Consider the following 14,774-nt stretch of genomic DNA (forward strand, 5'->3'; position numbering starts at 1 on the left):
TGCTTCGCGGCGAGCTGGCGGCGCTTCGCCTCGGCGTCCCGCGCCGCCTTCGCCGCCTGCTCCGCGTACGGCTCGAGCCGCGCCGCCCGCTCGGCGAGCGCAAGCCGCCGCTCGCGCTCGGCCACGTCCTCGCGCTGACGCTCCAGCTCTTCGCGCCTTGCGCGCTTCTGTCCGAGCTCCGCGAACCGCCCGTTCAGCAGCAGCGCCGCGCGCAGCTCGTCCTCCCGCTTCTCGAGCCGGGTCGTCAATTCGCCTTTGCGCTCGGCGCCTGTACGGGCCAGGCCGTCATAATACGCGGCTTCCTCCGCCAGACCGTCCATCACTTGCGACGCGTTGCAGGTCGGCTGGCCGAATGTCGCGGCAAGCCCGCTGCCCTCGCGAAGCGGCATCGTCTCCTGCGTCTGCTTCAAATAAACGTCGGCCTTCGACGCCGCCTCTTTATAAGCGTCTTTCAGCTCCCGGTGCTTCTGCTGGAACCGTTCCTCCAGTCTCTGGTACAGACCGGTCCGGAAAATGCGCCGGAGGATATCCTCCTTGTTGTCGGTATCGGAAGTGAGCAGCTTGCGGAATTCTCCTTGCGGCAGCATGACGATCTGACTGAATTGCTCCCTCGTCAGCCCCAGGATCGTCTCCAGCCTCGCATTCACTTCCCCGACGGTGAACCGGTCGACGCACGGCGTTTCTTGGCCCTCTGTCGTTTCGTACAGCTCCGCTTTGCCGCCCGTTTCGCTTTTGTTCGCCCCTTTCCGGTGAGGCAATTGTCTAAAAATCCGGTACGTCCGCGCGCCCGCGGCAAACTCGAAATCAACGGCGGTATGTGTTTCATCGTCAGCAAAATGGCTGCGCAGCATCCGCGGCTCCGCGCGGTCCTCTCCGCTCGCATAACCGTACAGCGCAAAACAGATCGCATCGAAAATCGACGTTTTCCCGGCGCCGGTATTCCCGGATATAACGAACAACCGCCGATCCTCCAGCCTATGGAAATCGACCGTCTCCGAATCGCGGTACGGACCGAACGCCTGCATCGTCAGCTTGATCGGTCTCATACGGCGTCCCCTTCCTCTTTGAACACTTCTCCATATGTATCGGCAAACAGCAGCCGCTTCTCCTCTTCGAGCGGCTTGCCTTTCACTTCCTCGTAAAAGGCCGCAAACAGCGCGACCGGATCGGCTTCCCGCCGCCGCTCCGGCGTATTGCCCGTCCCTTCGGCCGTTTCAGCCGCATCCCTGACTCTGACTCCCTCGGGCCTTCGCTCGACGTGCAGCGCATTCGGATAAACCGCCCGTACTTTCTCCATCGGAAACAAAACCGGGTTGTCGTTCGTCAGCGTTACAAATACGTAATCGTCGCAGACGGAATGAGTCTCGATGTCCTGAATCGTTCCCGTTATCCGACGCATATCCCTAAGCGGGACCAGCTCCCGCCGGTCGATCGCCGCCGTGCCTTGCGCGTCCAGCTCGACTACGTAGAAGCATTTGCGGTGCGACTCCTCGGAGATCGAATATTTCAAGGGCGATCCGGCGTACCGGATATTGTCCTGCAGCACGTAGTGCGCCTGATGCAAATGGCCGAGCGCCGTATAGTGGAAAGGCCGGAAATATTCCGCCCGCACATGCTCCGCCCCGCCGATCGAGAGAGGACGCTCGGAATCGCTCGTATTGTCCTGCGGCTCGCCGCCGGGCGTGACGAAGGCGTGTCCGACCAGCACGTGGCGCGCCGCCGGGTCCATCGACGCCTCGATCCGTGTAACAATCGCCCGCATCGCCTCGTCATGGGAACGAATCGACTCGTCCCCGTACAGGTGCCGGACCTGAGCCGGGTCGGCGTACGGAACGAGATGAACGTGCACGTCCCCGTATTCGTCCCGCAGCACGACGGGACGCGGTTCCGCCCGCAGCTGACCGGCCAGGTGCAGGCCGCGTCCTTCCATGATCCGGGTCCCGAAGTTCAGCCGGTCCGGACTGTCGTGATTGCCGGATATGGCCAGCACCGGCGTATTCAGGCCGATGACGATCCGCTCCAGCAGCTCGTCCAGCAGGTCGACCGCCTCGGTCGGCGGCACGGCCCGGTCGTACAGATCGCCTGCGATGATGACCGCATCCGGCTTCTCGCGCTCTACCGTATCCACGAGCTGCCGGAGCACGTGTCTCTGGTCTTCTGTCATATATACGCCCTGCACCAGCTTGCCCAGATGCCAGTCGGCGGTATGTATCAATTTCACGAATCGTTTCCCCCTTGCCTGCTTACCTTGATCTCCTTACTAAATTCGGGATAAACCGGAAGATTCCTGTCCGGATGCCCCAAATGGGGTATCGCCAATTGTTGCATGTTCCGGATAAGTGATGTTTGTACACCTTATTTTGGAGAAAAAGCGGACTTGGAGGGAAATAGGTGATGATTGAAGCTCTTAATCCTTTCGTTTTCTGTCTGAGCGGGCTTACATCCCAGAATAAGGGTCTCAAATAGCTCCTAATACCGTTCGGACGGCTCATTTTGAGGAAATAAGAGCTGCGAAAGACCTCTATTTAGTTGACGTGCCGTAGCCGGGAAGCCGGCGGTTGAGTGGTGAAGGGTTTGGTGGCCTGGCGTGCGGAGCGAGGGTTCGAGTTTCGAGGTTTGAGGTTTGGGCTTGGGGTTGGAGTCGGGGTGCGGGGTGCAGCGTTCAAGGCGCAAGGTGCGAGGGTTGCCACACCAACCGAAAACGCCGCCCATCGGCGGCGTTCGGCATTCTTTTTTTCGAGGCAGTATAACCTCTTCCTCTTCACACATCACTTGCTTTTGTTGTACCGGTCGTAAGCAGCCTTGTACACTTTCAAATAATCGGCCACGCCCATGTTTTTAACGGTCGTTACGTACTTGTCCCACTCGGAGAACGAGACGGCGCCGGTAATAAATTTCGCTTCCATCTCGGTGATGTACGTCTGGATGTCGCTTCCTTTCGTCTTCATGAACTCTGTCTCTTCATCCGTAAAGTTGAAGTTGTACCACAGTTCCTTGATCGCGTGCGGCTGGGCCTTCTTCCCGGCTTCGACCGATTCCGGCAGCGTCTCGGAGCCTTTGAAATATTTCTCCTGCACATAACCCGGGTAGCTTCCGCCCATCCAGGTGACGTATTTGGTCAGCGCCTGGTCCATCGTCAAGCCGTTCGGATTTTTCTTGATTTCATCGACGAATTCCAGCTTGCCGTCCGCCGCCTTCGTATAGCTGACGCCTTCCTTGCCCATAAAGTAAAACGTAGCGCCTTCGTCGCCGTAGAAATGGTCCATCCATCTGACGGTCGCTTCGATATGTTTGTTTTTGTCCGTAATGACGAATGCACCCGGCCATACCATCGGCACTTTGATGTGCGTATACAACTGGCCGCCTTGAGGTCCTTTCAAGGCGCCGAGGCCGAAGTAGCCTTCGCCGTTAAATTGCGTTTTCGGGTTCGGGTTGATCGTCGCGCCGAGCACGCCTTTGCCGCCCTTGGCATACAGCTGGTTGCCGGTTTGGGTGAAGACATCCTTGTCGATCAGCCCTTCGCTGTACAGCTTGTTCATAAATTGAAGCAGCTCTTTGAAATTGTCTGTCGTCCGGAAAAAGCGCAAATCGTTCGTTTTCGGGTCGATGTCGACATGCTTATGCCCGAGGCCGCGCGTTCCGACGCCCCACGCTCCCATGATTTGCTCCATGAGCGGGTTAATTCCCGTGCCGCTGTACGGAATTTCGTCGGCTTGTCCGTTGCCGTTCAAGTCGGTCGTCTTGACCGCCTTCAGGTAGGCGTACAAATCGTCGATCGTCTGCGGCTCCTTCATGTTCAGCTTGTCCAGCCAGTCCTTCTTCACCCACAGCGGCGTGCCGATCAGCATCGGCAGAAATTCCGGGCTGTAAAACGACGGGAACGAATAAATATTGCCGTCCGGCATCGTCAGCGCCTTGCGCAGGTCGGGGTATTTGTCCATCAGCTTCTTCAGGTTGGGCGCGTAGCTGTCGATGTAATCGTTCAGCTTGACGAAGACGCCCTGGCCGCCGTATTTCATCAGATCCGAGGCGGGCACCCGCGCCGAGTACAAGACGTCCGGATAGTCGCCGTTTGCGAGCGCGAGATTGCGTTTCTCCGTCAAATTCTCGAACGGCACTGTCTGAAAGTTCACTTTGACGTTCGACATTTTCGCATATTCGCTCCATACGAGCCGTTCCTCGAACTTGTTGCTTCCGTTCGTTGCCGCCAGGCCGGTGAAAAAGGTCAGCTCGATCGGCTGCTTTACGATCGGCATGCCCGCTTTATTTACATTTTGCTTAACTTCGGTTTCTTTGTTTCCGGATGCGCCGCTCGTTCCGCCTGCCGGTTCTTTGGCCTCTCCGCAGCCTGCGATCAGGCTGGCTGTCATAACCGAAGACACGGTCAGCGCCGTCCATTTTTTCCATCTCATGATTCAAGTTCCTCCCTGTGTTGTGCTTCCTGTTCCTCATCTATTGCCAAAAAGGCGGTCAGCCTTTTATAGCCCCAATCAATACACCCTTGACAAAGTATTTCTGCAAAAACGGATACAGCAGCAGGATCGGCAGGTTCGCCACGACGACGACCGCATATTTGACCGCCTCTTGATCAAGAAGCGTCTTGGCGTGCGAGCTGTCTCCCGCATTCACCATCTCCTCCATCTGACCCTGAATCAAAATTTCCCGTAAAATCAGTTGAAGCGGGTAATCTTCACGAGCGGTCAAATAAATCAAGGCGTTGAAGTACGCGTTCCAATGTCCGACGCTGTAAAACAAAATCATCACCGCGATAATCGGCATCGACAGCGGAAGCACAACAGACCGTAAAATCCTCATCTCCGAGCAGCCGTCGATCGCAGCCGCCTCCTGAATCTCGCCCGGTATGCTCGACTGGAAAAACGTCCGCATAATGATGATGTTGTACACCGATACCGAGTTCGGAATCACGAGCGCCCAGAACGTATTCGTCATGCCGAGCTGCTTGACGAGCATGTAGGTCGGGACGAGGCCGCCGCTGAAAAACATCGTGAACACCATAACCGCCATCAGCAGGTTGCGTCCCTTCAAATCCCGCTTCGACATCGGATACGCGGCCATCACCGTCATGACCAGGTTGATCGCCGTACCGAGCACCGTATAAAAAATCGTATTGCCGTAGCTGTTCAGCAGTTCTTTATTTTCAAACACTTTGCTGTATCCCGCGAACGTAATCTCCTTGGGCACCAGCCACATGTCCCCGTTCAGGACGGCTGCGGGATTGCTGATCGAGGCGCTCAGGACGTAAATCAGCGGATACAGCACGATCAGCGATACGAACGCAAGCAAAGTGGCATTGACCGCTCCGAACCATTTATCCCCGTAACTTCGGGCTTCCATCGGTAGTCCCCCCTTGTTAAGCTTCTTGATGCTGTGTGCCCTTTACCAAAGGCTGACCTGGTTGACCTTCCTCGCGATCCGGTTGACCGTAAGGAGCAGAATGAAGTTCACGACCGAGTTGAACAGCCCGACAGCGGCGGAGAAGCTGTACTGCGCCCCGAGAATGCCGCTCCGGTATACATAGGTCGAGATGACGTCGGAGCCTTCCATATTCAGCGAGTTTTGCATCAGAAACACTTTCTCGAAACCGACTCCCATCAGCGAGCCGAAATTGAGGATCAGCAGGATCACGATAGTCGGCCGGATGCCGGGCAAGTTGACGTGCCAGATCCGCTGCAGCCGCGAAGCCCCGTCCACCTTGGCCGCTTCGTGCAGCTGCGGGTCGATGCCGGCGAGCGCCGCCAAATAAATAATCGAGCTCCAGCCCATCTGCTGCCAGACGCCGGAAAATACGTATATCGTCTTAAACCATGCCGGTTCGGTCATAAAAAAGACCGGCTCTCCGCCGAGCGCCCGGATCACCATGTTCACGAGCCCGCTGGATGGGGACAAAAACATCATCAGCATGCCAACAACGACGACGGTGGACAAAAAGTGCGGCGCATACGTTACGGTCTGCACGAATCGGCTGAACCCTTTCATCCGTACCTCGTTGATCATCAGGGCGAGAAGAATCGGAATCGGAAAACCGACGGCCAGCTCGTACAAGCTGATGCCGAGCGTGTTTTTGATCAGCCTCCAGAAAAAGTAACTGTCGAAAAATCGCTCGAAATGTTTGAACCCGACCCAAGGGCTGCCCCATATACCTTTCGTCGCGATAAAATCCTTGAAGGCGATCTGAACGCCGTACATCGGCCAGTAATGGAAAATCGCGAAATATAGGACGACCGGCGTCAGGAGCAAATACAGCTGCCAATGTTTGCGCAGAGCCTTTCTGACTGCGCCTTGCTTCTTGGCTGGAGCTGTGGACATTAGTCCGCGGGCTTGCGCCGGTGCTTGTGCAGGTGTCTGGTTCAACTTGCTGCCTCCGTTTTTTCAGTTGATTTTCATGTCGGTACAAAACAAAAGAAACGCAAAAAAAGCCGGATGAGAAGAAGCGTTCCTGACGGAATCCGCTTGCGTTCTGATCGGGCTTTCTCCACGTCTCAACCCTTATGATATTACCTACATCATATCGGGTAATTGTTTACGGAATGTTTTCTGTACGCTAAGAAATTGCAAAGGGCATGTTGCCCTTGTTGAAAACGTTTGTAATCTCATCACCGCTCGTCGGCGCGATTTTGTTGTTCGGCAGCTCGTAAAAACGCAGGAAGTTGCTGAAGTGCGGCTTCCATTTCTCCGTATCGAACAACTGGTCCGCATTTGGATCCAGAATCGGATAGCCGAACGGATTGTCCCGGAGCATTGCCATAATGTTGGCCGCAAAGCCGCGGTAGACGTTGCCCCCTTCAACCCGGCTCATCTTTTTGGCGATATCGTACGCTTGATCCCAAGTCATGCCGTCTTTCGGGTAAGGGACGCCGAACTGGTCGAACAAGTTTTTGTTGTAGGTCAGCACCATCGGGAAGTAGGGGGGATAAGGGAGTCCATATAACGCTCCGGTCTGTCCCGCATCGATCATCTCCTGAACGAACGGGCCGTTGAATCGCTTCAAGTCGTAATTGTACTACTTCACATATTCGTTCAGGTCGGTTCCCAGCTTGAGGTCGAGGTAGTTGTTTTTCAGGTTCGGCACGTCGGTCCGGATGAGGTCGGGCGTTTCGCCGCGCGACACAAGTTCGGGCAGCGAGTTGCCCTTGTCGGGGGATATATATTTGAACGTAATGTAAGGGAACTTTTCTCCAGGTGCGTCCGGAACCGGTCGTTGAACTCCTCCTCCTTCACGCCGAACCCGAAGACGGACAACGTGAACGGATCTTTTTTGACTTCCGGCGCCGGCTGCGGTTCTCCTGTCTTTCCGGGCTGTCCGTCTTTTCCGCCGCAGGCGGAGACGAGAAGCGCAATCGCGGCAAGCAGTGCCGTCAATCCGGTTAATTTGCTTTTCATATTGATGAGACCCCCTGATCATAAATGATTGGTTCCGCCCTCGCCCAGTTGTTCCGTCTATTATTGCAAGCTGCACACGGTTCCGGCGATATACCGGATTCCACCCGTTTTATCAAAATAATAATAGGTCAGCAGGATCGTACCGTCGTGAAGCCGCGCCGCGCTCGTATAACCGATGTCGCTACCGCCGCCGTCCTCGCGAACGATCAGCTCCTCGGCCTCCTCCCAGTTGTTGCATTCCGGATTCAGCAGAAATGCGCGTATGCCGAACGGCTCATACCGGTATCCGTAAGAAACGAATACGCCGTCATCGCCGAGGTCCAGCACATGGAATGGACTTGGCGAATAGTGGGCGCGCGGAACCGGCTGGCTCCATGTCAATCCTCCGTCCAGCGACTCCGCTGTATACAGCGGCGAGTTGGGCAAGCCTGGGTTGGCGCCCTTGGACACTTTGGCCGTCCGGATAAAAGCGACCAGCTTGCCGGAAGGCGTGAGGCGCAAGTTCGGCTCGTGAAAATGGTAGCCGTCGCAGCCCGGGATATCGGATATTTGTGTCCATGTTAAGCCGCGGTCGGGCGATTGCAGCACATAAACGTTGGACACGCCGTTGTCCTGCCCGTACGTCAGTGCCAGTACGGAGCCGTCATCCATCTCCACGCAGTCTCCTTGAATGGCTACATTGGTGCCGGGCAGCTGCACGGGTTCATCCCACGTATTCCCGCCATCCGTCGACCGGATCGAGAACGAACCGACCAGCGTCCCCGTCCATTTGCCGTATACGTTATGCGAGAAGCTGCCTTCCGGTACGGGATCTCCCTTCTCCGTCACTTTCCACTTGAAGAACGTGCACAGCAGCGTACCGTCCCGCATCACGTGCAGCCGCGGGTCCTGAACTCCGCAGAAGAAATCGTCGTACAGGACCGACGGAGCCGAGTCCCAGCCGTTTCCGTCAGGCGATTCCAGCTTGGCCGCGAACGAAGCCGGGTCGATATGGCTCACATGCCCGAACGTTTTCTGCCAGTCGGGCGCCCGGCGAAAGGTCATAATGTATGTCCCGTCCCGGCGCATCGTTATACTCGGGAACGAGTTGTACTGATCATCCTTGCATAAGATTCGATGCTCCACTACACTTAGCTTTTTCATCCGTTTCCACCTTCCCTTCCTGTGTTTGGTTGTGCCTCATTATTCGTAAGCGTTTTCTTAAAATGGAAAGTCGATCAAGCTGCAAATGCCGACAGACGCCTTTCATGGAAGCAAATTGATCTTGCAGTGTCCAAGCCGTCCCCTGGTATGTTCTCTTTTGCGATCTTTTGGGCAGCAATAAAAATGTCCCAAACCCACCCATCGTCTCTTATTGTGTTACAATATATCTAAATGTATTACATTTAAAGTTTATAATGTGAATTCGACTTCTGTCAAGCCACTTCTATATATATATTTCCCACTAAGTATAGTTTACGCATATGCCGGCTGCCGCTTATTTTTCGATAACTATGCCATGGCAAAAGCCCGAAGATGAAAAGGGAGCCGTATCTTCGAGCGGAATTTTGATTGGATTGTATCCGGTATCCGCTTCGATCCCGCTTCGATCTGCTTTCTGACACAAAAAAACCTCTACCCCACTTCCAAAGTGGTTTTAGAGGCTTTTATTTTTTCGACTTCAGGATTGTGATCGTCTCACTTGTGGCACCATTGGAGAGAGCCACTTTTACAGAAGGATTCAAAGAAACGGACGACTTATCCGCCGTTTTTCGCCATTTCCCGAATTTCATCAAGCGGCAAGCCGGTAAGCTCCGCTATAAGCGCCGGTTCCAATCCTTTCGCCAGCATTTGCTTGGCGATTTCTTTTTTTCCTTCGGCTCTTCCTTCGGCTCTTCCCTGGGCCTTCCCCTCGGCTATCAAGCTATTCCTTTCAATCAGGGAATGCTCCCGGGCTTCGTACAACCGCAAGGTTTCTTCATCACTGCTCAACCATTCCAGCCGTTCCTCCGCTTTTTTGATCACTGGGTCCATCCGGATCAACTCCTCTAATTGCTCTTCGGGCAGCTTCTCATCCAAAAACAACAGCCATCGGTGCAGCGGGTTATTCAAGTTTTTCTTCATATTCGCAAACTTCGGATATTCAATAAAATGGAGCTCCATCGCATCTGTCAGCATAAATCGCTCTTCATGATCTTCATAAAAATGAAACGTGCTGTGAAATCGTTCGAAGCTAAATAGATGAAAATCGAGCAGATTGATCGCAACTGTTTTTTTCAAGTCTTCGTATTTGCCGCCCGCTTTGATCGAACTGATATACAGCTTGCTGGCGTAAAATAACGTGCGCCGGGGCATATTTCGCTGATTGGCCAACTGAATCTCAATATCAAACTGAACTCCATCGAGCGTTTCGGCCCTCACGTCCAGCCGCCCTGTCTTATCATCAATAAACAGTTTGTCCAACTGCTTGTTTTCAATTACCGTGATATCGGCAATGCTTTCAGTCCCTTGTAACTGTAAAATCGCATTAAGAAGGGAGATCAGACTCTCTTTCGTATCCTGTTCTCCAAATAATCTTTGAAAAATAAAGTCATTTTTCGGTTTCAGACGCCGAACAGCCACCCTTTTCCCCTCCTGCCGATTTACTATTAGTTCCATTATACCAACCTGTAAGCGGCCAGCCAATACGAAAGCCCCTATCCGAAGTTCGAATAAGGGCTTCCTATTAGTCAGACAGATGAAGTCGCTCGTGAAACCTGTTACACGGCCACTTTATTGTAAGTCATGATCCAGATCGAACCAACCACAATGACAAGTACGATAAGCAACCCGAGTATGAGCGCCATCAAGTTAAAGCGAGGCTTGTTCTCTTCCTTCAGGTGCATGAAGAACACGAGCTGAACGAGGAATTGAAGCACGGCCGTCACCAGAAGGACCAGCATCGTTCCCGTTCTCTCCATCAAATCGTTCATGACGACGACGATCGGGATAATCGTTAGTACGATCGAAAGCAGGAAACCGATAATGTAAGATTTAAGGGAGCCGTGGCTTTCCTCATGGTGGCCTTCATGACCGTGGCCGCCATGCCCGTTCTGACTGTGAGCCGAATGCTGCTGCGCCATCTTACATCACCCCCATCAAGTAAACGATCGTAAAGACGAAAATCCAGATGGCGTCCAGAAAGTGCCAATACAGGCTGATGACGTTCACTTTGCGCCGCGTTACCGGAGTAATGCCCCGTTTCGCGAGCTGCAGCATAATCGCGATCATCCAGACGAAGCCGATCGAGACGTGCAAGCCGTGTGTGCCGACCAGCGTATAGAAGGCGGACAGAAACGCGCTCGTTCCGATGGTCGCTCCTTCATGAACCAAATGAATGAACTCGTTGATCTCGAGCACAAGAAACGACAGTCCGAGCAGGGCGGTGACGGCCAGCCAGCCGATCAGCCCTTTTTTGTTGCCACGGTTCATCGACAATACCGCGAGTCCGCTCGTAAAGCTGCTCGTCAGCAAGATGAACGTGGATGCGATAATGCCCGGCATTTGGAACAGCTCCGCCCCCGTAGGGCCTCCGTTCGTATTGCCCTGCAAGACGACGTAAGTAGCGAACAGCGTGCCGAACAGGATACAGTCCGTGATCAGAAACAGCCAAAACCCGAACGTGCGGACCGATTCCAGATCGTGATGGCCGTCGTGATGATCGTGATGTCCGCTGGCCCCATGCTGCTGCGAATGTCCGATTGCGTTGCCCATCAGACCGTCCCCCTTATCTCGGCTTCCGTTGCTTTCACTTCTTCCGCCGGAATGTAATATTCGTTATCGTACGTAAACGAGTGCCACAACATACAAGCAAATACTCCGATCATACCCGGTATAGCGAGCCACAGCCAGTTAAATACGAACCCGAAGCCCGCCAGAAACCAGCAGAACGACTTGATAAACGCCACGCCCGAATTGCCAGGCATATGAATCGGCTCGATTGGAGGCTTCGGCGGAAGCGGTTTTCCTTGCTCCTTGGCAAGCTTCTCCTCCCACCATGCATCCCGCGAATGAACGACGGGAACGGTAGCGAAGTTGTAAGCAGGCGCCGGGGAAGGAATCGACCATTCCAGCGTACGTCCGCCCCATGGGTCTCCGGTCGTGTCCCGCTTCATGACCTTCATGCCGTGAACAATCTGCCACACCTGGACGATAAAGGCTGCACCCATCAAGAATGCGCCGATCGTCGAGACCAGGTTCAAATCCCACCAGCCTTTGTCCCAACTGTACGTATTCAAACGGCGCGTCATCCCCATCAGACCGAGGAAGTACTGCGGCATGAAGCAGAGATAAAAACCGATATTCCAAAGCCAAAAGGCCCATTTTCCTAATTTTTCGTCCAGCATGAAGCCGGTCACTTTCGGCCACCAGTAATACAGACCTGCGAAATATCCGAACGTTACGCCTCCGATCAGCACCTGATGGAAGTGTGCGATCAGGAAGTAGCTGTTGTGGAACTGGAAGTCGGCCGGAGCGACGGACAGCAGTACGCCGGTCATACCGCCGATAACGAAGCAGGGAATGAAGCCCATCGTCCACAGCATCGGCGTTTTAAACGAGATACGCCCGCGGAACATCGTAAAGAGCCAGTTGAACACTTTGACCCCGGTCGGTATGGCGATAACCATTGTCGATATGGCGAAAAACGCATTGACATCCGCTCCCGAGCCCATCGTAAAGAAATGATGCGCCCAAGTGAAAAAGGATACGACGCTGATGCTCATCAGAGCGAACACCATCGACTTGTAGCCGAACAGCCGTTTCTTCGAGAACGTAGCCACAATTTCCGAGAAAATCCCGAATGCCGGCAGAACGACGATATAAACCTCGGGGTGCCCCCACATCCAGATCAGGTTGATATACATCATCGGGTTGCCGCCGCCGTCCAGCGTGAAGAAGTGAGCGCCGAGGTAACGGTCCAGGAACAGCAGCGCCAGCGTCACGGTCAAGATCGGGAACGCAAGGATGATCGTCAAGCTGCTGGACAGCACCGACCAGGAGAACATCGGCATCTGCATCAGCTTCATACCAGGCGCGCGCATTTTCAGAATCGTCGCGATAAAGTTGATCCCGGTCATCAAGCTACCGATCCCGGATATTTGAATGCCCCATATATAGAAGTCCTGACCGACGCCCGGACTATGGGAAATTTGCGACAGCGGCGGATAAGCGAGCCAGCCCGTATCCGGCGAACCGCCGATCACGAACGATACGTTGAACAGCATCGCGCCCCAGAAAAAGAGCCAGAAGCTGAGCGAGTTCAAAAACGGAAACGCAACGTCGCGCGCACCGATCTGCAGCGGAACAACAAGGTTAAACAAACCGAACATGAGCGGCATCGCCATGAACAAAATCATAATAACGCCATGTGTTGTAAAGATCGCGTTATAATGCTCCGGACTCAAAAACTCCATTTCCGGCATGACAAGCTGAGTACGCATCAGAAGGGCGTCGACGCCGCCCCGGAACATCATTAGCAGCGCAGCGATGACGTACATAATCCCGATCCGCTTATGATCCACCGTCGTCAGCCATTCGCGCCACAGCCATGTCCATTTTTTGAAATACGTCAGTACAAATATAACCGCAGCGAGCGTCAGCACGATCGCTACATCCGCTCCATAAATGAGTGGATCGCCTGTCACGAAAAATTCGGAAGCGAACTGTTTAATTGAATCCCACATTTAGCGGCTGCTCCCTTCTTTGGAGTTCCCGCTGCCGGCCGGCTCGTTGCCGTGGTTATGGGAAGTCCCGTATTTCGTAACGGTTTGATCGAATATCCCTTTCGGGAATGAGGAGAAGCTGACTACGTCCGACACACCCGGCGTCGCGAGTTTTTTGTAGCCTTCTTCGGTTAGTGCGGGATCTTTGCTCTTAATGCCTGCGACCCATTGATCGAACTCGGCCTTCGAGGTGGCTTCCGCCGTAAATTGCATTTTGGCGAAGTCCTTGCCGCTGAAGTTGGCGCCCGAGCCCATATATTTACCCGGCTCGTCGGCTTGCAGATGAAGTGTCATCGCCATCCCCGACATCGTATAAATTTGACCGCCGAGCTGCGGAATCCAGAACGAGTTCATCGGCGCATCGGAAGTCAGCAAAAACTTGACAGGGACGTCTTCCGGGAACCGGATGTAGTTTACGGTAGCGATTCCTTCCTCCGGATAGTAGAACAGCCACTTCCAGTCGAGCGACGTGACCTGGATCGTCATCGCTTCCTTCTCCCCTTGCGACGCAAGCGGTTTGGAAGGCTCCAACGCATACGTATATCTCACCGTAATGACACCCAGAATCGCGATAATCAGAATTGGGATGCCCCACCATGTCATCTCAAGCTTGTTGTTATGCTCCCACTCCGGTGCATACTTGGCCTTGCTGTTTTTTCTTTCCCGGTATCTCCATGCGATTACAAACGTCATAATTAGAACCGGCACGATGATTACAAGACAAAGCAGGGTAGAAATGTAAATCAAATCGCGCTGCTGCTCGCCGACCGGCCCTTTCGGATCAAGCACGATCAGCCTTTCGCCGCAGCCGGACGCCATCACGGTCAGCAGCACAAGCGTCAGCGCTCCGATCAAGCGTTTGAACACCCGGTTATGCCTCATCTTTCCCATCTCCTTACGACTCGCCTTTAATACTTCCTGTGACTAACATAACAGAAACGACAGTCCCCGTAAGCCCTGTTAACAAAGGCGTCAAACAAACGTTGAAATTCCGTAATAGATCGTTCAACGTTTCGACATTTTCACAAAACGCTGTGAGAGAAGTCACAAAAAAAGAAGAAACTCCGAAACAAAACTTCTTTATTAAATTCCATATTTTATAACTATTCCTTATATTTTCATTTGAAAAAACGGTGGTTAAATACCACCTCGGACCGAATCTTTACCCTCCATTACCCTCAATGGCAGGTAGCGAAGCAGTAACGGAATAGCGAAGCTTGACTTTTCGGTTGAACGGTGCAAACGGGATCGAGACACTGCCGGGTTCTTTCGTGCAACGGGGATTTTTCGTCAATTTCGCGGAAACGAGCGGGGCGGCGGTATCGCTGTCTTGGTGGGTGCACACAGTAATAACCGTCAGGACGTCATAGATCCACCGACGGTTATTACGAGTTTTCCAAACATGTGCGGTTGCGTGCTTAGCTGGGCTGACTGTCCTTTCAAGTACCGGAAAAGGCGGTGTAACGAGAGCCTTCCTTATGCCGGGCACTTCATTCCAGTTACTTTTCGAATAAGTGCGGTTTGCCGCTCTTATTTTAGCATTTCAAGCGAAAAAAGGATGATTGGCGGAAGATAACAGTTTCAAACCGCTCTTATTTTCCGATCAAGCCCTGTTAGGGGCAAAATAGGGGG

The 14,774-nt window shown here is 53.7% G+C and carries 13 protein-coding genes; all 13 read right to left on the minus strand.

Going from position 1 to position 14,774, the window contains the following annotated elements:
- Window positions 1-1,046, minus strand: a 1,046-nt coding sequence (locus IDH45_RS32460; protein ID WP_190932309.1) for an AAA family ATPase, incomplete at its 3' end; no start/stop codon positions are given.
- Complete coding sequence (locus tag IDH45_RS32465; RefSeq protein WP_190932310.1) at window positions 1,043-2,221, minus strand: exonuclease SbcCD subunit D; 1,179 nt, start codon at window positions 2,219-2,221, stop codon at window positions 1,043-1,045. The genes IDH45_RS32460 and IDH45_RS32465, both read right to left, overlap by 4 nt.
- A 547-nt stretch (window positions 2,222-2,768) precedes the next feature.
- Window positions 2,769-4,412, minus strand: coding sequence for an extracellular solute-binding protein (locus IDH45_RS32470; RefSeq protein ID WP_190932311.1), 1,644 nt, complete (start codon window positions 4,410-4,412; stop codon window positions 2,769-2,771).
- A 58-nt stretch (window positions 4,413-4,470) separates the two neighbouring features.
- Complete coding sequence (locus tag IDH45_RS32475) at window positions 4,471-5,355, minus strand: carbohydrate ABC transporter permease (RefSeq protein ID WP_190932312.1); 885 nt, start codon at window positions 5,353-5,355, stop codon at window positions 4,471-4,473.
- A 42-nt stretch (window positions 5,356-5,397) separates the two neighbouring features.
- Window positions 5,398-6,327, minus strand: coding sequence for an ABC transporter permease (locus IDH45_RS32480; RefSeq protein WP_190932335.1), 930 nt, complete (start codon window positions 6,325-6,327; stop codon window positions 5,398-5,400).
- Between the two features lie 235 nt (window positions 6,328-6,562).
- Window positions 6,563-7,009, minus strand: coding sequence for an extracellular solute-binding protein (locus IDH45_RS32485; RefSeq protein ID WP_190932313.1), 447 nt, complete (start codon window positions 7,007-7,009; stop codon window positions 6,563-6,565).
- Between the two features lie 68 nt (window positions 7,010-7,077).
- Complete coding sequence (locus tag IDH45_RS32490) at window positions 7,078-7,401, minus strand: hypothetical protein (RefSeq protein WP_190932314.1); 324 nt, start codon at window positions 7,399-7,401, stop codon at window positions 7,078-7,080.
- A gap of 60 nt (window positions 7,402-7,461) precedes the next feature.
- Window positions 7,462-8,544, minus strand: coding sequence for a sialidase family protein (locus IDH45_RS32495; protein ID WP_190932315.1), 1,083 nt, complete (start codon window positions 8,542-8,544; stop codon window positions 7,462-7,464).
- 594 nt (window positions 8,545-9,138) lie between these two features.
- Window positions 9,139-10,065 (minus strand): Rpn family recombination-promoting nuclease/putative transposase, encoded by a 927-nt coding sequence (locus IDH45_RS32500; RefSeq protein WP_223837222.1) that lies wholly within the window; start codon window positions 10,063-10,065, stop codon window positions 9,139-9,141.
- A 74-nt stretch (window positions 10,066-10,139) separates the two neighbouring features.
- On the minus strand, window positions 10,140-10,502 hold the full coding sequence (cyoD, locus tag IDH45_RS32505; protein WP_190932316.1) for a cytochrome o ubiquinol oxidase subunit IV: 363 nt from the start codon (window positions 10,500-10,502) through the stop codon (window positions 10,140-10,142).
- Window position 10,503: 1 nt separating this feature from the next.
- On the minus strand, window positions 10,504-11,133 hold the full coding sequence (cyoC, locus tag IDH45_RS32510; protein ID WP_190932317.1) for a cytochrome o ubiquinol oxidase subunit III: 630 nt from the start codon (window positions 11,131-11,133) through the stop codon (window positions 10,504-10,506).
- Window positions 11,133-13,103, minus strand: a complete 1,971-nt coding sequence (locus IDH45_RS32515) for a cbb3-type cytochrome c oxidase subunit I (RefSeq protein WP_190932318.1) — start codon at window positions 13,101-13,103, stop codon at window positions 11,133-11,135. The genes cyoC and IDH45_RS32515 overlap by 1 nt, the downstream gene beginning before the upstream one ends.
- Complete coding sequence (gene cyoA / locus IDH45_RS32520; RefSeq protein ID WP_397327124.1) at window positions 13,104-13,961, minus strand: ubiquinol oxidase subunit II; 858 nt, start codon at window positions 13,959-13,961, stop codon at window positions 13,104-13,106.
- Between the last annotated feature and the right edge of the window lie 813 nt (window positions 13,962-14,774).

Source organism: Paenibacillus oceani, from assembly GCF_014705615.1.
Lineage (GTDB): Bacteria > Bacillota > Bacilli > Paenibacillales > NBRC-103111 > Paenibacillus_AB > Paenibacillus_AB oceani.